22 protein-coding genes are annotated in these 24,296 nt (G+C 71.1%); 12 read left to right on the plus strand and 10 right to left on the minus strand.

Annotation, left to right across the window (positions count from 1 at the left end):
- Nucleotides 1-208 precede the first annotated feature (208 nt).
- Complete coding sequence (locus tag H4687_RS14860; RefSeq protein ID WP_046919961.1) at nt 209-1,444, plus strand: ABC transporter substrate-binding protein; 1,236 nt, start codon at nt 209-211, stop codon at nt 1,442-1,444.
- Nucleotides 1,445-1,588: 144 nt separating this feature from the next.
- Here the strand turns inward: H4687_RS14860 and H4687_RS14865 are convergent, their stop codons facing one another.
- Complete coding sequence (locus H4687_RS14865; protein ID WP_063778577.1) at nt 1,589-1,981, minus strand: hypothetical protein; 393 nt, start codon at nt 1,979-1,981, stop codon at nt 1,589-1,591.
- 321 nt (nt 1,982-2,302) lie between these two features.
- Here H4687_RS14865 and H4687_RS14870 point away from each other — a divergent pair, with 321 nt between their 5' ends.
- The 4 genes from H4687_RS14870 (at nt 2,303) to H4687_RS14885 (ending at nt 6,185) form a co-directional block, all read left to right on the plus strand.
- Nucleotides 2,303-3,106: an intradiol ring-cleavage dioxygenase gene (locus H4687_RS14870; protein ID WP_046919962.1), complete on the plus strand. Its 804-nt coding sequence runs from the start codon at nt 2,303-2,305 to the stop codon at nt 3,104-3,106.
- Between the two features lie 251 nt (nt 3,107-3,357).
- Nucleotides 3,358-3,861: an ATP-binding protein gene (locus tag H4687_RS14875; protein WP_097250275.1), complete on the plus strand. Its 504-nt coding sequence runs from the start codon at nt 3,358-3,360 to the stop codon at nt 3,859-3,861.
- A 634-nt stretch (nt 3,862-4,495) separates the two neighbouring features.
- Complete coding sequence (locus tag H4687_RS14880; RefSeq protein ID WP_050398266.1) at nt 4,496-5,533, plus strand: LacI family DNA-binding transcriptional regulator; 1,038 nt, start codon at nt 4,496-4,498, stop codon at nt 5,531-5,533.
- A gap of 172 nt (nt 5,534-5,705) precedes the next feature.
- Nucleotides 5,706-6,185 carry a hypothetical protein gene (locus H4687_RS14885; RefSeq protein WP_097250274.1) on the plus strand — a complete coding sequence of 160 codons (480 nt, stop codon included), beginning with the start codon at nt 5,706-5,708 and terminating at the stop codon, nt 6,183-6,185.
- A gap of 42 nt (nt 6,186-6,227) precedes the next feature.
- Here the strand turns inward: H4687_RS14885 and H4687_RS14890 are convergent, their stop codons facing one another.
- Nucleotides 6,228-6,686 carry an RrF2 family transcriptional regulator gene (locus H4687_RS14890; protein ID WP_046918997.1) on the minus strand — a complete coding sequence of 153 codons (459 nt, stop codon included), beginning with the start codon at nt 6,684-6,686 and terminating at the stop codon, nt 6,228-6,230.
- 75 nt (nt 6,687-6,761) lie between these two features.
- Nucleotides 6,762-8,276, minus strand: coding sequence for an arabinosylfuranosidase ArfA (gene arfA / locus H4687_RS14895; protein ID WP_046918995.1), 1,515 nt, complete (start codon nt 8,274-8,276; stop codon nt 6,762-6,764).
- 398 nt (nt 8,277-8,674) lie between these two features.
- Between arfA and H4687_RS14900 the strand changes: the two genes are divergently transcribed.
- The 3 genes from H4687_RS14900 to H4687_RS14910 are packed head-to-tail and all read left to right on the plus strand — an operon-like array spanning nt 8,675 to nt 11,480.
- Nucleotides 8,675-9,292 carry a helix-turn-helix domain-containing protein gene (locus H4687_RS14900; RefSeq protein ID WP_046918994.1) on the plus strand — a complete coding sequence of 206 codons (618 nt, stop codon included), beginning with the start codon at nt 8,675-8,677 and terminating at the stop codon, nt 9,290-9,292.
- Nucleotides 9,289-10,107, plus strand: a complete 819-nt coding sequence (locus H4687_RS14905; RefSeq protein ID WP_046918993.1) for a hypothetical protein — start codon at nt 9,289-9,291, stop codon at nt 10,105-10,107. Before H4687_RS14900 ends, H4687_RS14905 begins: the two co-directional genes overlap by 4 nt.
- The gene (locus H4687_RS14910; RefSeq protein WP_046918992.1) at nt 10,104-11,480 is read left to right on the plus strand and encodes an MAB_1171c family putative transporter; all 1,377 of its coding nucleotides are present in this window, start codon (nt 10,104-10,106) and stop codon (nt 11,478-11,480) included. Before H4687_RS14905 ends, H4687_RS14910 begins: the two co-directional genes overlap by 4 nt.
- Nucleotides 11,481-11,581: 101 nt before the next feature.
- Here H4687_RS14910 and H4687_RS14915 read toward each other — a convergent pair whose 3' ends face one another.
- The 3 genes from H4687_RS14915 to H4687_RS14925 all read right to left on the minus strand — a co-directional run bounded on the left by H4687_RS14915 (nt 11,582) and on the right by H4687_RS14925 (nt 13,587).
- Nucleotides 11,582-12,523 (minus strand): hypothetical protein, encoded by a 942-nt coding sequence (locus H4687_RS14915; RefSeq protein ID WP_225966699.1) that lies wholly within the window; start codon nt 12,521-12,523, stop codon nt 11,582-11,584.
- Nucleotides 12,524-12,705: 182 nt separating this feature from the next.
- Nucleotides 12,706-13,107, minus strand: a complete 402-nt coding sequence (locus H4687_RS14920) for a peptidase inhibitor family I36 protein (RefSeq protein WP_046918990.1) — start codon at nt 13,105-13,107, stop codon at nt 12,706-12,708.
- Nucleotides 13,108-13,155: 48 nt separating this feature from the next.
- Nucleotides 13,156-13,587, minus strand: coding sequence for a peptidase inhibitor family I36 protein (locus H4687_RS14925; protein WP_046918989.1), 432 nt, complete (start codon nt 13,585-13,587; stop codon nt 13,156-13,158).
- 196 nt (nt 13,588-13,783) lie between these two features.
- Here H4687_RS14925 and H4687_RS14930 point away from each other — a divergent pair, with 196 nt between their 5' ends.
- Nucleotides 13,784-16,681, plus strand: coding sequence for an AfsR/SARP family transcriptional regulator (locus H4687_RS14930; RefSeq protein ID WP_050398264.1), 2,898 nt, complete (start codon nt 13,784-13,786; stop codon nt 16,679-16,681).
- Nucleotides 16,682-16,883: 202 nt separating this feature from the next.
- Entirely contained in the window at nt 16,884-17,924 is a 1,041-nt protein-coding gene (locus H4687_RS14935) for an AraC family transcriptional regulator (protein WP_225966700.1), read from the plus strand.
- Between the two features lie 52 nt (nt 17,925-17,976).
- Here H4687_RS14935 and H4687_RS14940 read toward each other — a convergent pair whose 3' ends face one another.
- The 4 genes from H4687_RS14940 to H4687_RS14955 form a co-directional block, all read right to left on the minus strand.
- Complete coding sequence (locus H4687_RS14940) at nt 17,977-18,876, minus strand: SMP-30/gluconolactonase/LRE family protein (protein WP_050398263.1); 900 nt, start codon at nt 18,874-18,876, stop codon at nt 17,977-17,979.
- Complete coding sequence (locus H4687_RS14945) at nt 18,873-19,646, minus strand: IclR family transcriptional regulator (protein ID WP_028796950.1); 774 nt, start codon at nt 19,644-19,646, stop codon at nt 18,873-18,875. Before H4687_RS14945 ends, H4687_RS14940 begins: the two co-directional genes overlap by 4 nt.
- Before the next feature lie 455 nt (nt 19,647-20,101).
- The gene (locus tag H4687_RS14950; RefSeq protein WP_046919659.1) at nt 20,102-21,346 is read right to left on the minus strand and encodes a helix-turn-helix domain-containing protein; all 1,245 of its coding nucleotides are present in this window, start codon (nt 21,344-21,346) and stop codon (nt 20,102-20,104) included.
- Between the two features lie 3 nt (nt 21,347-21,349).
- Nucleotides 21,350-21,502, minus strand: coding sequence for a hypothetical protein (locus H4687_RS14955; RefSeq protein ID WP_167358622.1), 153 nt, complete (start codon nt 21,500-21,502; stop codon nt 21,350-21,352).
- A gap of 222 nt (nt 21,503-21,724) precedes the next feature.
- Here H4687_RS14955 and H4687_RS14960 point away from each other — a divergent pair, with 222 nt between their 5' ends.
- Nucleotides 21,725-22,702: a DUF3068 domain-containing protein gene (locus H4687_RS14960; protein ID WP_046919658.1), complete on the plus strand. Its 978-nt coding sequence runs from the start codon at nt 21,725-21,727 to the stop codon at nt 22,700-22,702.
- A 309-nt stretch (nt 22,703-23,011) separates the two neighbouring features.
- A complete protein-coding gene (locus H4687_RS14965) occupies nt 23,012-24,163 on the plus strand; it encodes a glycosyltransferase family 4 protein (RefSeq protein ID WP_046915608.1) in 1,152 nt (383 codons plus the stop codon).
- Nucleotides 24,164-24,296: the final 133 nt, after the last annotated feature.

Raw genomic sequence — 24,296 nt, forward strand, 5'->3', positions numbered from 1 at the left:
CTCTGCTCCTTTACACATGTGCCAGGTGCGACTGGCAGCCGGAAGTGGGTGGACCGTGCGTCGAAAGACCCGGCCGAATCAGCAGGTCCGGACGAGTCAGCGGGTCCGGACGAGTCGGCAGGCCCGGACGAGCCCTCGGGCGAGCCGGGCGGTTCTGACGAGCCGGACGGGCCGGGGGGTCCGGACGAGTCGCCGGACCCAGGCGGTCGTGGCGGTCACGGCCGTGCTGGGGCTCGCGGTCGGTCTGTCCGGCTGCGGCGGCAGCGCGGACGCGGAGTCGAAATCGGTCTCCCTGACCGTCGTCGCGACCAACTACGGCGACAGCGTCCGCAAGAACTCCGAGGGCTACTGGGACCGCGTCACCCTGGCGTTCGGCGCCGAACACCCCGGCATCGACGTGGACGTGCGGGTCTACGGCCCGGACGAGGTCGACAAGAAGGTCGCGGAGCTGGTCGAGCGGGGCGAGGCCCCCGACATCGTGCAGACGGACAGCTACTCCGAGTACGCCGCGCGGGACCTCCTCTACAGCGCGGACGAGGTGTTGTCCGTCCCGGTGCAGGCCTCGTTCGTGCGCAGTCTCGCTAACGCCGGGGAGATGGGCCGGGCGCAGTACGGCCTGCCGTTCACCGCGAGCACCCGGCTGCTCTACTACAACAAGGACCTGTTCGAGCGGGCGGGCCTGAAGCCACCGAAGACCTGGGACCAACTCCTCACCGCCGCAAGGACGTTGAAGGCACAGGGGGTGAAGTACCCGATCGCCGTGCCGCTGGGGCCGGAGGAGGCGGAGGCCGAGACGCTGATGTGGCTGCTGGCCGGCGACGGCGGCTACACCGACTCCACCAACCGCTACGACATCGCCTCCCCCACCAATGTGGCGACTCTGACCTGGCTGAAGGAGAACCTGGTCGGCGAGGGACTGACCGGCCCGGTCGCGCCCGGCGAGCTGAACCGCCGGGAGGCCGTGGACGCCTTCCTCACCGGTGACGCGGCCATGGTCAACGCCCCGCTGTCGCTGGTCCGCCAGATCGCGGACTCCTCCGACTCCGTGCCCTACGGCGCCGTCCCGCTGCCGAGCCGTGACGGCAAGGAGACGCCCACGATGGGCACCGCGGACTGGGTCTTCGCCTTCAAGAACGACGACCATCGCGCCGCCATCGGGCAGTTCCTCGACTTCCTCTACACCGACAAGTACGTGACCGAGCAGGCCGCCCAGTACGAACTGCTCCCCGTCACCACCTCCGCCGCCGACGCCATGCGGGCCGACAAGGCGCACCGGGCGCTGTGGAGCGGCCTCGACACCCTGCAGAACCTCCGCCTCTATCCCGTCGCCGAGACCAACTGGTCGGAGGTGGCCGCGACCATCCGCAAGCGGATCGGCAAGGCGGTGGCGCCGGACGGCAGTCCGCGGGAGGTGCTGGAGTCGATCGCGAGGGCGACGAAGTAGGCGGGCGGGGCGTGCCGACGCGTACGCGGCCGGTCAGGGCGGGATGATCGCCGCCGGCAGGGCGAGGCGGGGCCGAGCGCGGCGCGGCGAGGCAGGACCGAGCGCGTGCAAGGCCGGGCGAAGCGAGGCCGGGCGAGGCGGGTCTCAGGGGCGCGTCGGCGCGGAGCCGGAGCGGTCGGGGCGGTCAAGGTGGCCGGCGCGGTCGGAGTTGTCGGGGCGGCCGACGCGGTCGAGGTGGAGGGGAGCGTCGACGCGGTCGAGATGGTGAGGGGCGTCGGGGCGGTCGGGGTGATCCGGCGGTGCCAGCAGATGTGTCGCGATCCCAGCCGTGACCAGGCCGGATGCGAGGAGCAGGCCCTGCGGCAGCGCCATGCCCATGATCAGCATCACCAGCGAGAGGGCGAGGAGGGCCCAGGCACGGCCGCGTCGTCGCCGGTACGCGCGTGGCGGGAGCGGAGGGGCGAGCCGCCCCCGAGGACCGCTGCGCCGCGTCCCCTGCTCCGGAGCGGACGGCGCTTCGGTGTCGGGCCGCGTCATGGCTCCTCCCTCCGGACCGGTGGCTGGGCGGTACGGCCACGGTCACACACGCCCGCGCGGGGTCACCATCGGGTCCAGTGCTCATTTCGCGCCTGCCCGGACCCCACGACCGCCCGGCCGGATGGGCACGGGTACCGATGGACCCCGCCGCACGCACGCCTCCGGCTGGTTCCCCACGGGGCTGATCGAGCCATGCCCCTGGCGCCGCTCGCCGTCAACACGACTGTCTTACAAGCGACTTGACGGTCACCGACTTTGCCGGACTGACAGCTGACCTACAGCATCCGTTCCTACGGTGCCGTGTCCATGACAGATACTCCAATGCCCTCAGAGGCAACAGGCGCGACAGAGACACCGACACCGACACCGACACCGATCGGACGCCGTACCGTCCTGATCGCCACCGGCGCCACGGCCGCCACCCTGGCCGTGGGCGCCGCCGCCACACCCGGAGCCCCCACAGCCAGGACGGCCGACGCGGGGAACACCGCCCCCGTGGCCGCCGCGGCCGTCTGCACCCTCACGAAGGAGATGACCGAAGGCCCCTATCACCTCGACGGACAGCTCGTCCGCCCCGACATCCGCGAGGACAAGACCGGCTTTCCCCTGGTGCTGACCCTCACCGTCGTGGACGACGACACCTGCGCGCCGCTCAAGGGCGCCCTGGTGGAGATCTGGCACTGCGACGCGCTCGGCGAGTACTCCGGCTTCGTCGGCGCCAACGGCCACGACGAGCCCGACAACGGTACGTTCCTGCGCGGCGCCGTCCTGTCGAACTCCAGCGGAGTCGCGAAGATCACGACGGTCTACCCCGGTTGGTACCGGGGCCGCTGCGTCCACATCCACCTCAAGGTGCACACGGACGTCACCCTCACCTCCGACGGCTCGTTCACGGGCGGCCAGGAGCTCCACACCGGCCAGCTCTTCTTCAGCGAGACGATCACGGCCCGGGTCGGGGCCCTCTCCCCGTACGCGGCCAACACGGTCCCCCGCACCACCCTCGCCCAGGACTCCATCTACGACGAGGGGGGCGCCGCGTCCGGCCTTCTCACCCTGACGGCACTGGGCGGCTCACCGGCGGCCGGGTACGCGGGGTCGCTGACGGTGGGGGTGGAGTCGGGCTGACGTGGCCGGCCCTTCCCCTCCGGGGCGCCGGCTCCCTCCCGGTCCGTCCGGGAGGGAGCCGGCGACGGATGCCGAACACCGAACACCGAACGCCAACTGATCAGCCGAGGTCGGGCAGGCTCGATCACGACTCGATCGAAATCGTAAGGTTTTGACCAGGCACGATGTCCTCTCGATCTCCTGGGTACGCATCGGACGAGCGCGGCTAGCGTGGGCGAGGTGCGGCAGTTCGCCTTTGACGCCCAGCACCCGTGCTCGTACCCATCGAGTCCCATCGAGAGGAGGCGGCCGTGATGCCGGGCGGGGAGACGGACAGCGGTACAGGAACGATCGGCGGCCCGAGCGGCGAGAGCCCGGACCACGCCCCCGGAACACTCCTGCTGAAGCGCCACTTCACGGGCGAGAACCTGCCCCTGGTACGCGCCCAGGTGGAGGACACGGCCGCGGCGGCGGGTCTGTGTGGCGTACGGCTCGGCGAGTTCACCCTCGCGGTCAGCGAGATCGCCGCCAACGCGGTCGAGCACGCCGGCGGCCAGGGCCGCCTCGAACTCCGCCGCCTGGCCCACGAACTGGAATGCCGCATCACCGACAACGGCCCCGGCTTCACCCCCACCCTCCCCGAACTCCTTCCCGGCCTCGGCACCTGCCCCGGCCGCGGCCTCTGGCTGGCCCACCTGGTCACGGACCGCATGACGGTGACGACGGACATCACGGGGGCGGGGGCCGAGGTGACGCTGGCCGTGCGGCTGGGGTGAGGGCCCCTCGGGTCAGGACGGACGGGTTGCGAGGAACCCGGCCCGACTCCGATGTCCCGCAACGGCCGGCGTCGGCCGATCTCCCCCGATGCGGACGGCCCCACCCTCGGTCAGCCCCTCGCCAGGGATCGGACCTCGAACCACGGAACACCCCCCGCTCGTCAGCTTCGGCCACCCCCACTGGGAGCGGGACGCGCCCGGGGGCGCGCCGTTGACCGCGTGAGCGCGGAAGCACCGCTCCTCGCCTTCCGCAGCCGAACCCTCAGCCGACGCCACCAGGGCTGCGGATCATCCAGCTCCACGGGTGCGTCCGGCAGCGCCGAAAATACGCCCGCTTCCGTGTGCCAGGCGCGGAACACGCCACGGAACATCGGGTGGGGTTCGCGCGGTAGAGCGCCTCTCGAACAAGCCACTGCGTCTCCTTCGTCCGCTTCTCCGTTACCGTTAACGTTACCGTTAACGGGATTCTGACCCAGGACTGCCGACCTCGTCAACGCCCGCCGCCGGACGGCTCACGATCCGTCGATGGCGTGCCGGCGCTGCCCCGCCCGCGTGGCGGTGCCGGACCGGTGATGGCGCGGCACACCGGCGAACCTGGTTGACTTGGCGCGGGGCGGCACAGGAACAGAAGTGAGTGGGCAGCGTGGCCGGACAGCGGGATACGGAAGACCAGCGGGCGCGGGGTGTGAAAACCGTCAAGCGCGTCACGCTCCGCGACGTCGCCCAAGCGGCAGGCGTGTCCCATCAGACCGTCTCCCGGGCGATCAACGGCAAGGGAGAGATCGACCCGAAGACTCAGCAACGCGTGCTCGATGTCGCGCGGCAGTTGCGTTACCGGCCCAGCCGGTTCGGCCGAGGGCTGGTCCGCCCGGACGTCGTGTCCGTCGGGCTCATCGTCCCCGACGTGGTCAACCCCTTCTTCCCGGAGTTCGTGGCAGGAGTGATCGCGGCCGCGGACGAACGCGACTGGCAGGTGCTCGTGGCCAGCACCGAGAACGATCGGTCCCGGGAGCTGACGTTGGTCCGCTCACTCGGCGGACAGGTCGACGCCCTCGTCGGCTACCTCAGTCATCCCGATGCCCAGCTCGAGCCGTACGTGGGCACCGTGCCGCTGGTTCTGGTCGATCGCGGGCTGGACTCGTCGAACCACGCGGTGGTCCACGTCGACACCGCGGCCGGAATCCGGGCCGGGATGCAGCACCTCGTCGACCGGGGTCACCGCCGGATCGGCATGATCGACTGTGAGTGCGTGAGCGCCCCCCTGGTCCGGCGCCGCACCTTCCTCGACGTCGTCGGCGAACACGCGCTGCCCGTCGACGAGGGCTGGATCGTCATGGGTGAGCAGTCCCCGGCCGGGGGCGCCGCCGCCTTCGAGGCGCTGCACGCCGCGCGCCCGGACCTCACCGCCGTCGTCGCCTTCAACGACCTGGTCGCGATCGGTGCTCTCCGGGCCGCCCGCCGGCTCGGCGTCCGAGTACCCGACGACTGCGCACTGGTCGGCTACGACGGGCTGAGCGTCGTCGATCTGGTCGACCCGCCACTGACCACCCTCCACCTCGACAAGAGACGGCTGGGCGAACTGGCCGTTCACCAGGTCGACCGACTCCTCACAGGCGAACTGCCACCCCCTATCGTCCTGACACCGAGCCTGCGTGTACGCGGCACGACCTGACCCACCTCCGGCCTCGATCCGCGAGCGGGGTTCGGCAGGCGGTTCTTCGTGAGGCGGGCCGGCAGGACGCGCTCTGCCTCCGCTTGCGTCCGAGCGCGGCGGTCCCGCCTGCACGAACCTGGCCCACTCCTCCTCCGTGGACGGCAGGGGCGGGACCTGCCACAGTCGTCACGTGGACTGGATGTCTCCGGCCTCCGCGTTGTTGGGGGCCGTCATCGGTGCTGGTGGGACTCTCCTGGCTCAACGTGGCCAATGGCGGCAGCAGGTGCAGGCTCAGGACCGGAATGCCCGTCGGCAGTTGTACGGCGAGTACCTGTCGGCACCGCACACAGCTGGTGAACGACTGCACCTGCCGGCCCGGGGGGTGAGACATCCGGGCGATGACGCCCTGCTGGAAGCGGCCCACGATGCCTACGGGGCCGAATCCCTGTATCCGTTGAGGGCACAACTCGTGATCAGCGCTCCGGCACCGGTGGTGGAGCAGGTCCGGGCCGCGACGATCGCCATGCGCGACCTCCGGGACTGCGTCGGAAACGCATACCTCATCGGCATCGGCGAATACGCGGCGGGCGAGCAAGCGGTCCGGGACAGCCAAGAGCGCCTGCGCGACGTGATGCGTACGGACTTGGCCGGCCGGCCACAGGCTCACTAGCCTTCCACCACAGGGCCCTGTCAGGGCGGGTGAGAGGCGGGGTCACGGGTTCTCCCAGGCCGCCGGTTCCGCCGCCAGGTTCTTCACCGGATCGGGGAGGGTGCCGGCCGCGATGTCGGCCACCGTGACGCCCTCCAGGATGCGCCGGACGTTGGCCCGCAGGGCGATCCACAGGGGGAGCAGCGGTTCGGCGGAGCCGGTGTAGGTGAGGCCGGTGGGGCGTTCGCCGCGTACCGACACGATCGGGCCGTCGACGGCCCGGATCACGTCGGCGACGGTGATGGCGGCGGCTTCACGCGCCAGCCGGTACCCGCCGCTGCCGCCCCGCCTGCTGGTGACCAGGCCGCCTCGCCGCAGATCGCCGAGGATGCCCTCCAGGAACTTGTGCGGAATCTCCTGGACGGTCGCGATGACTTCCGCCTTCACCGGGCCGCTGTCCTGCCGTACGGCGACTTCCAGTACCGCGCGTACGGCGTAGTCCGCCCGTGCCGAGATCCTCATGGCCACCATTGTCGGCCACGCGGACGGCACGGCGGTCCCGCGCTCCGCAGGGGGCGCGGGACCGGGCACGGCGGCTCAGCCCAGCCGGATCACGTTCCACGACAGCGGCTCCAGGACCGCGCTCAGTACGCCGTCCCGCAGCACGGCCCCCGCACCCGCGTGCGGAGCGACCCGCTCGGGGTCCGTGAGCGTGTTGCGTGCGTCCGGGTCCGCGTCGGCCAGCACGCTGTGCTCGACGATTCGGGTCAACTCCAGTCCGTTCAGAACGACTTCGAGCGGCAGCGCGTCCGTACGACCCCGGTTGACCGCGAACACGGTCACCGAACCGTCCTCGGCCCGCACCGCCGTCGCGTGCAGCAGATCCGCCTCGCCGTACTTCTTCGTCCCGTACGTCGGCGAGTCCACCCGTACGTCGAGCACCTCGCCCCGGCCGTACTTCGCGGCCTGCGCGAACGGGAAGAACGTCGTCTGCCGCCAGGCGGGGCCGCCCGGCTCGGTCATGATCGGGGCGATGACGTTGACGAGCTGGGCGAGGCAGGCGACGGTGACGCGGTCGGCGTGCCGGAGCAGCGCGATGAGCAGGGAGCCGAAGACGACCGCGTCCATGACGCTGTAGTTGTCCTCCAGCAGACGGGGGGCCTCCGCCCAGTCCCGCTCACCGGAGTTCTCGATCTCGTGCCACTTGGAGATGTACCAGACGTTCCACTCGTCGAAGGAGAGGTTGATCTTCTTCTTGGACTTGAGTTTCGCGCCCACGTGGTCGGCGGTGGCGACCACGTTCTCGATGAAGGACTCCATGTCGACGGCGGAGGCGAGGAAGGAGTCGATGTCGCCGTCCTCGGGCTGGTAGTAGGCGTGCAGGGAGATGTGGTCGACGAGGTCGTACGTCTCCGTCAGGACCGTCGCCTCCCACTCGGCGAACGTCGGCATGGACTGGCTGGAGGAGCCGCAGGCGACGAGTTCGACACCCGGGTCGATCTGGCGCATCGCGCGGGCGGTCTCGGCGGCGATACGGCCGTACTCGGTCGCCGTCTTGTGGCCGGTCTGCCAGGGGCCGTCCATCTCGTTGCCCAGGCACCACAGGGTGATGCCGAAGGGGTCCTTGTCGCCGTGGGCGGCGCGGAGGTCGGACAGGGCGGTGCCGGAGGGGTGGTTGGCGTACTCCTGGAGTTCGAGGGCCTCGGCGACGCCCCGGGTGCCGAGGTTGAGGGCCATCATGGGCTCGGCCTGCGGGCCGATCTTCTTCAGGAAGCCGATGTACTCGGAGAGGCCGAAGCGGTTGGTCTCGGTGGAGCGCCAGGCGAGGTCGAGGCGGCGGGGGCGGTCCTCGACGGGGCCGACGGAGTCCTCCCACTTGTAGCCGGAGACGAAGTTGCCGCCGGGGTAGCGGATCGTGGTGACGCCCAGCTCACGGATGAGGTCCAGTACGTCGGTGCGCAGGCCCGCCTCGTCCGCCGCGGGGTGGCCCGGCTCGAAGACGCCCGTGTAGACGCAGCGGCCGAGGTGCTCGACGAAGGAGCCGAAGAGCCGGGGGTTGACCTCGCCGACCTTGAACGCGGGGTCGAGGGTGAAGCGGGCGGTGCGGGTCATGGAGGGGGCCCCTTCGGTGTTCGGCGTACGGCGTGCGGCGTGCGGCGTGCGGTGTGCGGTGTGCGACGTGCGGGCGTTCGGTATTGCGGATGCTGATCGTTGAGCCGAACGGGACGCTAGGGTCGAAGTCGGGACCAGTCAATGGGGCGAGGGGCCGACAGCCCGTCGCGGGTCTGTTGAGGGTCTATTGAGGGCTTGTCGGGGGCCTGCCGAAGGCTGATGCGGGCTGTTCGGGGCCGATACGGGCTGCCGAGGACCGGTGCGGGCTCGGCACCGTCCGCGCCTGGGAGGGGCCGCGGCCGTGGGCCCCGCCGGGTGGCTCAACCATCGTTCGTCAAAATTCAACGATCGTTGGAATCTCATGGTGCCGGGGTCCCCCGGGCACGTAGGGTCGGCGCGTGCCCGTGCTGCCCGACACCCTTGCCGAGACCTTGGGACGACTCGACGCCCGTATCGCGGAGGCCGGCGCCGACCGTGGTCTCCTGCTCGACGCGCGGGCGTTGGCGGACCGCACCGCCCTCGCCGAGGACGTCGTGCGGGCGCTGCTCGACGGGCACGGGCCCGCCGCCGACCGGGTCGACGACCGGGTGCGGGGGCGGGTGCGCGCACTGCACGAGGCGTATGCCGCGCGGAGCGGCAAGCGGGCCGGTGAGGTCGGCCGGGAGGTGGCGGAGCGGCTCTCCATCAGTCCCGAGTGGGCCCGGCAGTTGTTGCTCGGCAAGAAGATGCCGAACGTGCCCGACCTGACCGCGCTCGCGGAGTTCTTCGGCGTCGAGGAGGGCGTCCGGTTCTTCACCGACCCGGCCGCGGCCGTCCTGAACCGGGAACTCGGGCGCCTGCTCGCAGGACTTGAGGGCGACACGGACGGCGACGGGCCGCTGGTGGAGTTCGCCACCCGGCACGGGGTCGTCACGCTCGCGCTGCGCGGCCATCGGCTGACCCCCCGCAAACAGGAGGCGCTCGCCGTCATGCTCGAAGGGCTGCTCGGTGTCGACGACGAGGAGGCCCGCCGATGAGCCATGGCGCCGACCGAGGCCGCGGCGCCGACCCGAGCCATGGCGCGGAACGGCGCGGCCGGGCCGGGCGTGTCGCCCGGGGTACGGGCGGGGCGGGACTGCGCCGGGTCGTCGGCCGGGTCCGGGCCGCGTTGGCGCCCTCGCGGTCCGCCGCCGAGATGCGGAAACTGACCGCCGGGCTCAACAAGGCCGTGCGGGGAAGGCTCGACGGGCCCGTCGACGTACGGGAGTTGGGTGCGGCGTTGTGTGCGGAGATGAGCGCGCGGCGGGGCGGGCGGCCGGTGAAGCTGCGGTTCGAGCGGTTCCCGGACGGGATAGGGGTGACCGGACTGTGGATGGAGTTCCCCGACTTCGACCTGGTGATCGTCGAGGAGCGGGCGGAGACCGTGCAGCAACTGGTCATCCTGGGCCACGAGTTGTGGCACATGCACGCCGGGCACTGTCATCACCCGCTGCCGGGCCCGGACTCCGCCTCGCTCGCGCTGTCGGACGGAGTGGCCGAGCGGGATGAGCCCGGTGCGCCGGACGCGTCGCACGCTTCGGTCGGGGGGACGGCGTCCGCGCTGCCGCCGCTCTCCCCCGAGCTGTCCGCCGCGCTCGGGCAGGGCGGCACACCCATCGCCGCGCGCAACGGTTCGCACGAGTCGGACGAGCAGGAGGCCGAGGACTTCGGGCACCGGCTCGCGACCGCCTTCCGGCCCTGGGTGGACGCCGGGCCGGGCGGGTCGGCCGACGCGGCGGATCCGGGCGACCCGGCCGACCCCGTCGGGCAGGCCATCCAGGCGTCCCTCGGCTATCGCCGACCCCGCGGATGAGGGGGACGGCCGTGCCCGCGACGACGACCGGGGCCCTCAGCCCCGCGGCCTTCTTCGGTGAGCTGTACATCTCGTTCTGGATCCCCACGGCCGTACTGACCGCAGCCCTGGTGATCAAGCTGCCCAGCATCGTGAAGCTGTGGCGGGACTCGCTGCTGCGGGCGGTGGGCGGGCTGCTGCTCCTCGCCTGCTCCGTCTTCGTGTTCGCGGTGCCGTCGGTCATCGCGTGGACCAACCGGACCGTGGGCGTCCCGAACGTCGCTGCGCCCTGGGTGTATTCGCTGATCACCGCGTTCTGCGCGTGCTGTCTGCTGCTGATCGTCGCCTGGCGCAACGGCCCGGCCGACCGGTCCCCGGCGACCCGCCGCCTCATGCGGTGGGTCGTCGCCGTGTACGTGGCGGTGATCGTCGTGCTGTGGGTGCTGTTCGCGCTCGCGGACGTCCCCCGGGAGCGGCTGCGCGACCTCGACACGTACTACGCGACCACGCCCTTCATGCGCGAGGAGATCCTGCTCTACCTCGGCGCGCACACGGCGGCCTGCGTGGTCACCTACCGGCTGATCCGCAACTGGGTCCGCGCGGACGGCCTCGACCGGTGGCTGCGCGGCGGCCTGCGGGCGCTGGGCCTGGGCTGCGCGCTCAATCTGGCGTTCGACGCCGCGAAGCTCACGGCCGTGGTCGCCCGCTGGACGGGACACGACCTGGACTGGCTGAGCACGCATGTGGCGCCGCCGGTCGCCGCCCTGGCGGCCATCTGCATCGCGGTGGGCTTCATCCTTCCGCACGGCGGCCAGTATCTGCGGGACCGCTGGAGGGTGCGGGCACGCCACATACGGCTGCGGCCCCTGTATCTGCTGACCCGGACCGTCGACGACTCCCGCGTCCCCTTCGCCCTGCGCGCCACCCCGGAGCTGCGCCTCACCCGCCGGGAGACGTTCATCCGCGACGCCCTGCTCCGGCTGACCCGCCACCTCGACGAGGACCTGCGACGCCGCGCGTACGACATCGCGCTGGGCCTCGGGCACGAGCCCGGCCGGGCCAAGGCCCTGGCCGCCGCCGTCACGATCGAGGACGCCGTGGCCGCGCGGAGGCGGTCGCCCGACAGCGGGACGACGGCCACGCTCACCTCGGGCCCGCTCGTCTTTCCGGGGCTCGCGGTGGGTGTGCACGGCCTGCCGGTGACGGGGGACGCCGAGGGCGCGCCCGGTCGGGCGGCCTTCCCCGCGTTCGCGGTCGCGACGGACTTCACCGATCTGCTCCAGGACATCGAGGCCGTGTCCCTGGTCCTGCGTGAGCCCGACGAGATCGAGGCCGTACGGGCGCTCGCCGACGCCGACGCTGACGCCGAGCGCGGTGTGCCCGCGCACGAGTGAACGTCCCCCGACGAGCGGTCTGCCCTCCCGTCACGCGACCCGGTGAACTCCTTCTCGCCGTCCGAGACGTCCTCAGCCCCGCCGCGGGCCCACGCGCGCGATCACCCGGCGACGTCCCGCCACGTCCTGTCGAGTGCGATCCGCCTGAGTTGCCGGAGGGTGAGGGCGGGTTCGGTACGACTCGCGCTCACTCCGTAGCCTCTGGCGTTGACCGCCATGACCACCACCCGTAAGCCGTCGTCACGAAGGATGTCGACGGACCATTCGACGGCGCCCTTCCCGCCGTGGGCAGAAGGCTCCTTGGCGCTTCTGACGCGGGTGCCGTCGGGCAGGGTGGTCGACTTCTCGAAGACCTTCGCCATCCGGTCGTCGCCGGGCTTCCAGCGTTGCACGTTGGCCGCGACGAGGCTCTCGCCACGGCCGTCGTCGACGACGACATGTCCGAAGCCCTCCGCGCCTGCGGGCCGACGGGCTCGCAGGCCGGCCGGGAGCAACACGGCGAGGGTGCGGGCGATCTCCTTTCCGGCCACCCCTGGACTCGATTCGGTCCGCTCCGTGTCGGGCGGCTTCGGCATCCTCGAGAGAACGGGCTTCCACCGCGGTGAGGTCGCCACGGCCGAAAGCTGTTCGCCGGCCAGCGGAAGGGACGCGTCTTCATCCGCGGCCCACTGGCCGGGCCGCGTCTCGGTCTGTTTCACCACGACCTGTTCGCCACCGCCGTAGGTGAACTGGGCGGTGAGAACCTCGACACCGGACGGTTCGGAACCGTCCTCGGGCGACCGGTCCATGGTCAGCCTTCCGCCGTCGGGCAACCTTGTCTCCGTACACCGGCTGAACGGCGCGTACGCGGTGTCGGGGCACTGCAGGACCAGCGAGGGAACGGGAAGGCCCCATCGGTACAGGGAAACCGACACCTTGGCCTGGTTCCCGTCCCGTCCGTAGACGAGCGCGGCGGAGGGCGCCGCCGAACCGCTGCCCAGCCCCTGCCCCCGCTGCCCCGAAAGCCTCCCTTCGGGGAGCAGCGCTTCCAGGACGTGCACCATCTGCTGTGCCGACGGCGAACCGGAACCCGGGGAGCCGGACCCGTGTGCAGGCTTCGCAGGACTGCAGCCGGAGAGCACGGCGGCGCTCAGGCAGAGGGACACGGCCGATGCCCGGGCGAGGCGGTGGTGCTTTCCGGCAAAGGTGTCGGGGAGAACGGTATTCGTGGACACAGGGCCGGTCCTCAGCAATTTCCCGGGCGCCACACGCTGATTTTGTCCTGCATGTAGGCGTTGATGTTCGGCCAGTTCTCATGACCGCCGATCCCGAAGGTCAGCCCCGCGAAGTAGTAGTGCTGGTAGAAGCAGTACCCGCTGCTCGAATTGTTGACGATCGCCGAGGTCCTGTTGTCCATGTAGTGCCCGGGGAGGCTGAAGGACTGGCCGTCGCCGAGTTGAGCGAGCAACCGGCCGTTGTAGGTCGTGTGCTCGTAGACGCAGAGCGTGTACCCGTCACACGTGCGCGGCGTCCCGTTTCCCGTCAGGTTGTACCACGCCTGTGCGGACGCCTGCGTCGGAACGGCGGCCACCGCGATGGCCGCCGCGACGACCGCCACCCGCTTCATCCGCTCAGAGAAATTGAACATCTCGAAGAACTCCTTCCGTCCGGTGGAACCGTGGCTCGATGTCGGCGATCAGTAGCAGTTTCCGGGGTGGAAGGCGCTGATCTTGTCCACGATGTAGCTGTTGAGGTGAGGCCAGTCCTCGTTGCCGTGGATCAAGAAAGTCAGACCCTTGAGGTCCCAGTGCTCGTAGAAACAGAAGGCGCTGCTCGAATTGTTGACCATGGACGAGATCTTGTCGTTCATGTAGGTGTCCGTCCAGGAATTACCACTGACCGGAGAGACCCACTTGAAGGACGCGCCCTCCACGCCGGTGAATCCGGCCATATCGCCGTTGTAGACCGTGTGCTGGTACAGGCACAGCTGGAAGTTGGCACACGTACCGGTGGTCCCGTTCCCTGTTCTCTGGAGGTATGCGGATGCGTCCGTCACCGCCGCACCGAGAGCCAGGGTCGCCGTCGCAGCGACTATCGCCGTCCGCGTCCGCTTGGAAGTCCAGGACATGAGAACTCTCCTCTTCTCGTCGATTTCCTTTCGATGAGTCGCAGTCAACTACACGCGAAACGAGGTGTATTGAACCTGGGCGTCACGCATGGGATTGTGGTGCCACATTGCCGCGCGGGATGTCGCGGCTGTCTCTGCACGGGTGACCAGACAACGGACCTGCTCGCCGGTACCGGACGGGCATTCCGCGAGGAGGATGCGGGTGGAAGGGCGATTACGGTTCTCGGTGCTGGGGCCGGTCAGGGCGTGGCGCGACGGAACCGAGATCGAGTTGGGGCCGCCCCAGCAGCGCGCGGTGCTGGCCGTGCTGCTGCTGGCGGAGGGTGCGCAGGTGCCGACGAGCGGCCTGGTCGACGCCGTGTGGGGAGCCAGGGCACCCGCTTCCGTCCTCGGCATCCTGCGGACGTACGTCCACCGGCTGCGCAAGGCACTGGAGCCCGGCGGGGACACCGCGGCGTCCGTGATCCGTTTCACGGGGGACGGTTACCGACTCCAGGTCGCGCCGGACGAGTTCGACCTCGCCGCCTTCCGCCAGGGGCTGGCCCGGGCGGAGCGGGAGCGACGAGCGGGAGACATCGAGGGTGCGGTGCACCAGCTGCGGGACGCGCTCGCCCTGTGGCGGGGGACGGCGCTGGCCGGTGTCCGCGGCGAGTTCGCGCGGAACCGGCGGCAGCGGCTCGCCGAGCTGCGGCTGTCCACGGAAGCGGCCCGCCTCACGGCGGAACTCGACCTGGGCGCCGCCGCACAGGCTGCCGCGGAGCTGACCGGGCTGGTCGCCGAGCACCCGCTGGACGAGCGGTTCCGGGAGCTGCTGATGCTCGCCCTCTACCGGTCGGGGCGGCAGGCGGCGGCCCTGGCCACCTACCGCGAGGCGCGGACCCTGCTCGTGGAGGAGCTGGGGGTCGACCCCGGCCCGGCCCTCCAGACGATGTACCAGCGGGTGCTACGGGCGGACACAGCGCTCCTCGCTCCGCCGAACCCGCCCTCGCCCTCGCCCGCACCCGCACCCGCACCCGCACCCGCACCCGCCCAACTACCGGCCGGGCTGCCGGTCTTCGTCGGACGCGATGCCGAACTGGCCGAGGTGGCCGGACTGACGCCGGGCACCACGGTGGTGGTCAGCGCCATCGCGGGTATGGCCGGTGTCGGCAAGACCACCTTCGCGGTGCACTGGGCACGGCAGGTCGCCGACCGCTTCCCGGACGGCCAGCTGTACCTGAATCTTCGGGGCTTCGACCCCGTCGGTCTTCCGGTCACTCCGGAACACGCCCTGCGCACCCTGCTGATGTCCCTGGGCGCCGACGCGCGCACCCTGCCGCAGGACGACGTCGACGCACTCGCCGCCCTGTACCGCACCCTGCTCACCGGCAAGCGCGTACTGGTGCTGCTGGACAACGCCCGGGACGCCGCGCAGGTCCGGCCGCTGCTGCCCGGTGCGTCCGACTGCCTGGTCATCGTCACCAGCCGCAACCGGATGACCGGGCTGGTCGCCCTGGACGGCGCCCATCCCCTCCATCTCGACGTGCTCTCCGTGGCGGAGGCCCGCAGGCTGCTCGCCCGGCGCCTCGGGCCCGACCGGGTCGCGGCCGAACCGGACGCGGTGGAGGAGATCATCGGCCGCTGCGCGCGCCTCCCGCTCGCCCTGGCGGTCACCGCCGCCCGGGCCGCGACCCGGTCCGCCCTCCCGTTGAGCGCGATCGCGACCGAACTGCGCGAGAGCGCCAACGGCCTCGACGCGTTCCGGGACGGGGACACCGCGGCGGACGTGCGCGCCGTCTTCTCCTGGTCGTACCACTCCCTCACCCCCGGCGCCGCCCGCCTGCTCCGGCTGCTCGGCCTTCACCCCGGCCCCGACATCTCCCTGCCCGCCGCGGCCGACCTGGCCGGGCTCACCGTCCCGCACACGAGGCAACTGCTGGCCGAGCTGCTGCAGGCCCACCTCGTCGACGAGCCCGCCCCCGGCCGCCACACCTTGCACGACCTGCTGCGCTCCTACGCCATCGAGTTGGGCGAGGCCGACGAACCCCGCGACGAGGTGCGGGCGGCCCGGCGCCGTATGTTCGACCACTATCTGCACACCGCCTGCGCGGCGACCGCGTTGACCACCCGTGCGCGGGCACCGATCCTCCTGGCTCCCGCGGTCGAGAACGTGCGTGCCGAGAGGTTCGGCGACGACACGGCGAAGGCGACGGCCTGGTTCACCGCCGAGCACCCGGTGCTGATCGCGGTCGTCGAGAACGCCGCCGTCCACCGGTACGACGTCCACGCCTGGCAACTCGCCTGGGCCGTGTCCAACCATCTGCACCTGCGTGGTCTGTGGCGGGAGCATGAGGCCCTGCACCTCACCGCCCTGGACTCGGCTCACCGACTGGGCGACCGGGCCGCCCAGGCTCATGCCCACCACGGTCTCGCCGTCGCCCTGACGGGTCAGGACCGTAATGGCGAGGCACGGGTTCACGGAGAACAGGCCGTCGAACTGTTCACCGAATCGGGCGACACGAGGTACTGCGCCGAGGCATATCGCACGCTGGCCTGGCTGGCGGAGCAGCAGGGCGAGTTGGAAGCCGCGCTCAGCGCCGCTCAACGAGCCCTCGTGCTGAACCGGGCTCATGGCGGCCCCGCCGCGGACGACACCCGCGGCCGGTCGGCGACAGCGTCCGCGCTCAACTCGGTCGGCTGGTGCCACATACTGCTCGGCCAGTACGAACAGGCCCTCGCCCCCTGCCGGGAGGCGCTCGCCCTGCAGCGGGAACTCGGCGACGACACCAACGCGGCACACAGCTGCGACAGCATCGGCCACGCCCACCATCATCTCGGGCAGTACGGCGAGGCAGTCACCGGTTTCCGCGACGCCCTCGCCCTCTACCGCCGGCACGGCGGCGTCCCCTGGTTCATAGCCGGAACCCTCAAGCGGCTCGGGGACACCCATGTCAGCGCGGGCCACCCGGAACAGGCCCGCGCCGCGTGGACCGAGGCGCTGGAGATCCTTGAGCGGCTCGGCCATCCGGACGCCGAGTCCCTGCGCACGCGGCTCCGTCGGCTCGCCGAGTCGAGTGGCTCCGCCGAGGCGGGCGTGGTGCTCACCGACTCGTAGTCGGCTCTCGCTTCGGGCCCGGCCGGCCGGATGCCGGCGGCCGGGCCCGGTCGACGTGTGGTCCGGGACGAAAACGGACGTCAACGCTCCGTGGAGCGGGCGTCAACGGGTCGTGGACACCGGGCTGGTTTCTTGATCGGACGACGGGTGGGTGTGCAGCCTGCTCGACGCATCCGATCGAGCGGCCGAGAGGAGACGCATCATGAGTGACCGGGCGTCGGACCTTTACCCCACCGGTTCACCGAGATGTGGTCGAGCCATAGAATTCGAGATCGAATCGGATATCACTGATCCGGAGATCCGAGATTCGACCCGATTGTTCCGCGAGTGGAAGATCGGCCCGTTACAGCATCTCACTCAACTGCACATCATCGAGCCCGCTCCCCACGGCTTCCGCTTGTCCGCGCGTGGTCACGACTTCGGCGGTCTGATCTCGATCGATTTTCATTCCGATGCGCTGACCGGTGTTTCCGGGAGACATCTGGACCAGGATCCGATCGTGGCGGATCTGGTGGTCTCCGGGAGGCTTGACTTCAGTAGGGAGGGAAGAAAATACCCGGTCCTGCCGGGGCAGATCTGCATTCGGGACACCAGGTCCCCATGGCGCTTCTCCTGTGCACCGGCCACGCGTGTTCGCGTGGTCTCGATACCCCGTCATGCGCTGACCGCACGCATCGGATCGCTGAAGAAGCTCGACCATGCCCACATCAAGGACGCCGGATCCCCGGAGGTCGGCCTCTTCGTCAATTTCCTGGAGGCGCTGGAGAAGTCCTGCGACGGTCTGGATCGGTCTGCGGGGGCGCGGAGCATCGCCCTTGATTCCTGCGCCACCCTACTGGCGGGAATACTGGCCACGTCCCATGAAGCCGAATCCGGCTCGAACGATCATCGGGAGACCACGCTCCGGGCCGCGATGCATGCCATAGAGACACATCTCGACAGGCCCGACCTCTCTCCCGCACTGATCGCCCGGGCCCTCGGCATCTCGCTCCGGACGCTGCATCGCTCCTTCTCCGGTTCGAGTGATTCCGTCATGTCGTTCGCTCGTCGCCTCCGGCTCCAGGGAGCGCACGACGACCTCATGCGGGCGGGTGGCGCTGCCGGGGTCTCCGAGATCGCGGCCCGCTGGAATTTCGCGGACGCAAGTCATTTCATCAGAAACTTCAAGGAGTTCTACGGGACGACTCCGGCCGCCTATGTGCTCGCACGGGGGCACCGGGACCGTCATCGGCGTCGTGGGTGAGGGCGGTCGCCCACCTCGCGGCGGGCGACCACGGCGATGCCGTTCCTCCGGATCAGCCCGCGAACGCCGGCTGGGCCAGGCCCTTGCCCGCGCCCGGTACGACGAGCAGGGAGCCGGACAGGGGGTGCGGGGTGTCCGTGCCCGTGCGGGCCGTCGTGATGTAGAGGTCGGTGAGGTCGGGGCCGCCGAACGCGCAGGCCGTGGGACGGGGGGTGGGCAGGGGGACGACGCGGTCCAGGGTGCCGTCCGGGGTGTAGCGGCGGACGGCGCTCCCCTCCCAGAGGGCGACCCAGACACAGCCCTCGGCGTCGACGGTGAGGCCGTCGGGGAAACCGCCGCCGTCCTCGATGGTCACGAAGGGGCGCCGGTTCACGGGCAGACGGCCGTCCGCCGCGCCTCCGCCCGTGGCCGCACCCGGGTCCGTGTGGTCGAAGACGTCGATCCGGCGGGTCGGCGAGTCGATGTAGTACATCAGCCGTCCGTCCGGGCTCCAGCCGGTGCCGTTGCTGACGGCGACGTCGTCGAGGACGGTGGTGGCGAGCCCGTCGGCGGTGAAGCGGGCCAGGGTGCCGCCGCCCGGGGCCTCGTCGTAGCGCATGGTGCCGGCGAAGAGGGAGCCGTCGGGTGCGACGGCGGCGTCGTTGGCGCGGCGGCCCGGGACGGGCTCGTGGTGCAGCCACCGGAAGCCGCCGTCGGGGTCGGTCAGGGCGACGCCGTCACGGAGGTTCAGCACGAGGCCGCCGCCGGCGCGGGGCTTGACCGCGCCGACGTGCTGCTCGGTGACGAACACCGTGCGGCGGCCCGAGGCGGGGTCGTAGGTGTGGACGCGGGAGCCGAGGATGTCGATCCAGATCAGGCGCTGGGCGTCGGCGTCCCAGGTGGGGCCCTCACCGAGGGCCGCGTACTCCCGGACCGCGACCTCGTAGCCCGGGTGACTCGTGCGGGCGCTCATGCCACGATCCGGTGGCCGAGGCGCTCGGACAGCTCCGCGGCACCCTTGGCGGCGAGCTGCTCCAGCTCGATCCGGCGCTCGTCGCTCCAGCGGATCATGGGGACGGAGATGGAGATCGCGGCGACGACCCTGCCGGTGCGGTCGCGGACCGGCGCGGCGACGCAGGAGACGTCCGGGTTGGACTCGCGGTTCTCCACGGCGAGACCCCGCTCACGGATCCGGGCCAGGGTCTCGCGCAGGGCGGCCGGGTCGGTGATGCTGTTGGGGGTCATGGCGAGCAGGTCGGCGTCGTCCGGGATGCGGGCGTTCAGCTCGGCCTCGGGAAGGGAGGCGAGGAGCATCTTGCCGACGGAGGTGCAGTGCGCCGGGAGGCGGCGGCCCGCGGCGGAGACCATGCGCACGGCGTGCGTGGAGTCGACCTTGGCGATGTAGATGACGTCCGTGTACTCCAGGATCGCCACGTGCACCGTCTCGTCACAGGTCTCGGCGACGGACCTGGCCACCTGCTGGCCCTCGGCGGCGAGGTCCAGCTGCTCGGCGTAACGGCTGCCGAGCTGGTACGGGCGGACTCCGAGGCGGTAACGTCCCGGCTGTCCCTGTACCTGGACGATGTATCCCCTGGCGGCGAGCGTGGTGACCAGCTCGTGCACGGTGGTGCGGGGCAGTTGGAGTCTGCGCACGATGTCGGGGGCGGACAGCGTGCCGTCCCCGTCCAGGAAGAGCTCCAATATGTCGAGCGCCCGGGTCACGGCAGGTACTAGGCGTCCCATGGTCGGCCCCCTCCCTTGAGTCTGTCTGCGGCGAGTGTTCGAGATTTCAACTGTCGATCGGCATAACGAACACAGGCTAGTCATAGTGCCCATGACCGGGCAATGGCCGGGGCAACCGGGGTTTGCGTGGGGGCGGCCCGATCCGGGGGTCGGTGGTCGGGTGCGGGCGCGGTGGGGCTTCTCGCGCAGTTCCCCGCGCCCCTGGAAAGCAGGGGCTACGCCCCATGCTTTTCACCCCCACAGAACCGCCACGCCCCAGACTCACAAGAGTCTCGCCATACCGGCCCAGGGAGCCTGGTGCCGCCGAAAGCCGCCGAGTCCGGGGCCCTTCAGGGGCGCGGGGAACTGCGCGAGAACCCCCTCCGAAGCCGCACCCGCCACCCCTCGCGCACCCCCACTCACCCGGCGCGCGCACCCCCGCCCCCGGCACGCACCCCCCACCCACCCGGTGCCGCTCACCGTCGGGGGCGCGGATCTCCCAGTTCCCCCCGCAGGCGTTGCGCCCTCAGCACCAGTTCCAGCTCGAAGCGGCGGTCGGGGTCGTCGATCTCGTCGCCCCAGAGTTCTCGGATCTGCCGGAGGCGATAGCGAACGGTTTGCGGGTGCACACCAAGGCGCGCGGCGATCTCGGGCGCTCCGCCGCGGGTCTCCAGCCAGGCGAGGAGGGTCTCGGCGAGGCGGCGCCCATGGGTGGGGCCGCAGTGGGCCAGGGGCGCGAGGCAGCGCAGGGCGAGGTCGTCGATCAGCTCCTCGGGCTGGAGGAGGACAAGGGCCTCGGTGTGCTCGGTGCAGTGCAGGACCTCGCCGCCGGGCAGCAGCCGGCGCTCCATGAGACGGACGGCGGCCTCCGCCCAGCGCAGCGACTTCGCCGCGTCGGCCAGCGGCACCGGCGGGCCGATCGCGCCCGACCAGCCGGTCAGGGCCCGGTGGAGGAGTTCGGGACGGCCGGCCGCGTCCGGTTCGGGGACGACCATGCGGGGCTGCTCGTACTCCATGTCCAGCAAAACGCCCTGGCCGACGGCGGGGGCCATGGCCTCGCGGGCGGGCCGTAACAGAACCCCGACCGCGACCTTCTCCGGCAGGGTCCAGCCGATCCGGGCCGCGCGTTCGGTGAGCGCGTCCGCCGGGTCGCCCCGATGGTGCTCGGCGAGGAGGAGTTCCATCAACCGGCGTTGCAGTCGCAGCCGTTCGCCGGCCTGCCGGGCCGCCGCCTCCGCGTAGCCGCGCACCGACTGGTCCACCAGACCGTCCAGGTATTCGTATCCCGCGTCGACCAGCTCGTACATGGCGGGCGGCGGGATCTCCACACGCTGGCCGATCTCCGCGAAACGGCGCCAGGCCAGGCGTACGCCGAGCCGGTAGATCGCCTGCAACGAGTCGAGGCTGCGGCCGTTCAGCCCCTCGCCGCGGCCGAACTCCTGGAAGACGCCGGGAGGAACGCGCGGCCGGCCCTCGGCGGTCTCCAGATGCTGGACGAAGACCTCGATCGCGCGGCGGATGCCGATGAGGGCCATCGGCTCGCCGGAGTCGTCGAGGACGACGGGAAGGTGGGGGTACTCGCGGCGGATCTCGCGCAGGATCTCCTCGGCGAGGGCGGGGGCCTCGGCCATGGCGATCGCGGCGAACTCGCGCACCTGCAGACGCGGCACGTCGTGCCAGGCGGAGCGGACGGTGACGGTTCCCGGGCCTCCGGTCGTCACCCCTCAGCGCTCCTGACCGGCGTTCTCGTAGGTGATGAGCGGGGTGTTCGGCTGGTCCGGGGTGGCGTCGAGCAGGGCGACGGCGCCGAACGCGGCCCCCACGGCGAGAGCGGCGGCGACCGCCGTGGTCAACGCGGCGGCGAGCAGTCTGGACATCGCAGGGGCAGCCTCTCGGTCGACAGGTCGTCCCCACCCAGGGCACCCCGCGGACTCAGTGTCAGCAATGCATTGACACTGCGTCAAGACTCCGCCTACGGTTCCCGGCCCATACACAGCCCCCACACCCAGCCCCCGTCCGCACGCGCACATTCCCCCAGGCGTCGCACTTTCCGCACGCCTACCCGAGTCGCACCTCCCAACGCCCCCTGGAGTGCCCGGATGCGCCGTACAGCTTCACCACTCTCGCTGGTCCTGCTGGGCCTCGGCACGTTTCTGCTGGTCCTCGCGCCCTTGCTCGCCTGGTACGTGGAGCCGAGAGCCGCCGTGAATCCGATCGACATCGACACGACCGCCGTCTACTCCGGCACCGGCAGCGTCTTCGACGTCGAGCAGGTGAAGACCGTGCCGGACCAGGAGATCACCGTGACCCAGCGGGTACGCGGCGATGTGGCCGAAAGTGAGCGCAGCGGGGCCGCGGTGTGGGACGTGATCACCTCGGTCGACACCGACAAGTCACTGCCGGCGGCCGATCCGCACGACGCGCTGGACTTCTCCCCGCACCGCTGGGTCAGCGACCGGAAGACCAACCGGCCCGTGCACTGCTGCGACGAGAAGCCGTACATCGAGGGCGAGGCGTACCTGAAGTTCCCCTTCGACGTGCAGAAGCGTTCCTACCGCTGGTGGGACAACACGCTCGGCGCGACGGTGACGCTCCACTACGAGGGCCGGAAGAAGATCCGGGGCTACGAGGGGCTGCGCTTCACGGCGAAGGTTCCGGCCACGAAGACCGGCACCCGGCTGGTCCCCGGCGCCCTCGTCGACGAGCCGGGCCGGCCGCAGGTGCTCGCCGAGGAGTGGTACGCCAACCACGGTCTCGAACTGGTCGTCGACCAGAGCACGGGGCGCGTGCTCTACGCGCAGACCGGCCCGCGCCGGACGCTGCGGGCACCGGGCGGCACCGAGGACGCGGCGGTGCTGCTCGACAGCCGGAAGCTCGCCTTCACCCCGGCGACGCAGAAGTTCGCGGTGGACCAGGCGGAGAAGGACAGCGGACTGTTGCGCCTGGTGGGGCAGACGGTGCCGATCGGTGCCACTGTGGTCGGTTTCGTCCTCGCCGTGGCCGGTGGCGTTCTGGTCGCACGTGGCAGGCGGCGCCCCGATACGCCCGAGTCGTCCCAGGAAGAGATCACGATGTGACAGGGCGTCAGTTGAACAAACCCCGGAAATTGTCACGCCGGTGAGTAGCAGCTTCGTACCGCTGGGCGAAAACTGTCCACCCCACCTGAGCACAGCCCACCCACACCTCGCCCACAGCGACTCCCGGCACTCCCCCGCAACTCCGAGCACCTGCAAGCAACTTTCAGCACCTTCCAGCACCTTCCAGCACCTTCGAGGAACGAGAGAGCCGAACGACCCCACCCGGACCCCCCGCCCACCGGAACATCCCCCACGGCGAACGTCCTTCTCCCCGCTGAGTTCCGCACCCCGAGACGAGTTGGAGCACCCATGCCCCAGCACGTGCCGTTCTCGCTGGTCGAGGTGTTTCCGCGCCTTGATCAGCACCGGTCCGCAGGCCCCCCGCAGCCCCGCCGGATCGTCTTTCTCGCCCGCCGTGACCTCGGTAATCCGGCGGCGGGGGGCTCCGAGCTCCTCGTCGACCGGCTCGCCGACGGCCTGACCCGGCTCGGCCACCAGGTCACCCTGCTGTGCGGCGGCCCCGCCGCCTACCGCGACTACCGGGTCGTGTCGGCGGGCGGCGACCTGAGCCACCATCTGCGCGCCAGATCGGCCTTGGCCCGGCAGGTCGGCGACTGCGACCTCCTGGTCGAGGTGTGCAACGGCATGCCCTACCTCGCCCCGCTCTGGCACCAGGGCCCGACGCTGTGCCTGGTCAACCATGTGCACACGGATCTGTGGCAGTTGCGGTTCGGCGGCGCGCTGGCGCCGGCCGCGCGGCTCGGCCGCAGACTCGAACACTGGTCGCTAACCGCCGCGCAGCGCCGCAATCTCGTGGTCGCCGTCTCCTCCTCCACGGCCGGCGCGCTCCGCGACATCGGGGTGGAGCGGGAGCGCATACGCGTCGTGCACAACGGGGTCGAGGAGCCGGGGCCGCGTGCCGAGCGGTCGGCCGAGCCGCTGTTCGTGGCCGTGGGCCGACTGGTCGAGTACAAGCGGATCGATCTGCTGCTGCGACTGTGGGAACGGGTGCGGCCGGTGACGGGCGGGAGGCTCGTGATCGTCGGGGACGGGCCCGAGCGGGCGCGGCTGCAGGCGATGGCCGGGCCCGGGGTCGAGTTCGCCGGGCACGTGTCCGAGGAGGAGAAGCACCGGCTGCTGTGCGCGGCCTGGCTGCTGCTCCATCCCTCCGCCGTGGAGGGCTGGGGGCTCGTCGTCACGGAGGCCGCCGTGCGGGAGACGCCCTCGATCGCCTTCGACGTGCCCGGCCTGCGGGACTCCGTCGTGGACGGGGAGACCGGGGTGCTGGCCCGGGGCGAGTCCTCCTTCGCCGCCGCGTGGGGTGCGCTGGCCCTGTCGACCGATCGGCGGGTGCTGATGGGGAAGGCCGCCCGGGAGCGGGCCGCGCACTACCGGTGGGGGCACACGGTCCGGCAGTTCCGGGCGGTGGCCGCGGAGGCGGTGCGGGGTTGGTCGCCGTGAGCGCGAGACGGGGTGCCGCGACAGCGCGTTGGCGAGCGCGGGTGCGTGGTGGCTGGTCGCTCCCCCATCGCGGCGGAGCCGCACAGGTCACAGCCCCGCGCCCCGTTCGGGACCCCTCTGTGAAACGCTCCGT

Origin of the sequence: Streptomyces stelliscabiei, assembly GCF_014873495.1 — a bacterium.
Classification (GTDB): Bacteria; Actinomycetota; Actinomycetes; order Streptomycetales; family Streptomycetaceae; genus Streptomyces; species Streptomyces bottropensis.

Coding starts and splice junctions, on each gene's coding strand:
- H4687_RS14865 (WP_063778577.1), bottom strand. CDS start 1,981: ATGACGCGGCCCGACACCGAAGCGCCGTCCGCTCCGGAGCAGGGGACG.
- H4687_RS14870 (WP_046919962.1), top strand. CDS start 2,303: ATGCCCTCAGAGGCAACAGGCGCGACAGAGACACCGACACCGACACCG.
- H4687_RS14890 (WP_046918997.1), bottom strand. CDS start 6,686: ATGAGGATCTCGGCACGGGCGGACTACGCCGTACGCGCGGTACTGGAA.
- arfA (WP_046918995.1), bottom strand. CDS start 8,276: ATGACCCGCACCGCCCGCTTCACCCTCGACCCCGCGTTCAAGGTCGGC.
- H4687_RS14905 (WP_046918993.1), top strand. CDS start 9,289: ATGAGCCATGGCGCCGACCGAGGCCGCGGCGCCGACCCGAGCCATGGC.
- H4687_RS14910 (WP_046918992.1), top strand. CDS start 10,104: ATGAGGGGGACGGCCGTGCCCGCGACGACGACCGGGGCCCTCAGCCCC.
- H4687_RS14915 (WP_225966699.1), bottom strand. CDS start 12,523: ATGGTGCACGTCCTGGAAGCGCTGCTCCCCGAAGGGAGGCTTTCGGGG.
- H4687_RS14920 (WP_046918990.1), bottom strand. CDS start 13,107: ATGTTCAATTTCTCTGAGCGGATGAAGCGGGTGGCGGTCGTCGCGGCG.
- H4687_RS14925 (WP_046918989.1), bottom strand. CDS start 13,587: ATGTCCTGGACTTCCAAGCGGACGCGGACGGCGATAGTCGCTGCGACG.
- H4687_RS14930 (WP_050398264.1), top strand. CDS start 13,784: ATGCGGGTGGAAGGGCGATTACGGTTCTCGGTGCTGGGGCCGGTCAGG.
- H4687_RS14935 (WP_225966700.1), top strand. CDS start 16,884: ATGAGTGACCGGGCGTCGGACCTTTACCCCACCGGTTCACCGAGATGT.
- H4687_RS14940 (WP_050398263.1), bottom strand. CDS start 18,876: ATGAGCGCCCGCACGAGTCACCCGGGCTACGAGGTCGCGGTCCGGGAG.
- H4687_RS14945 (WP_028796950.1), bottom strand. CDS start 19,646: ATGGGACGCCTAGTACCTGCCGTGACCCGGGCGCTCGACATATTGGAG.
- H4687_RS14955 (WP_167358622.1), bottom strand. CDS start 21,502: ATGTCCAGACTGCTCGCCGCCGCGTTGACCACGGCGGTCGCCGCCGCT.
- H4687_RS14960 (WP_046919658.1), top strand. CDS start 21,725: ATGCGCCGTACAGCTTCACCACTCTCGCTGGTCCTGCTGGGCCTCGGC.
- H4687_RS14965 (WP_046915608.1), top strand. CDS start 23,012: ATGCCCCAGCACGTGCCGTTCTCGCTGGTCGAGGTGTTTCCGCGCCTT.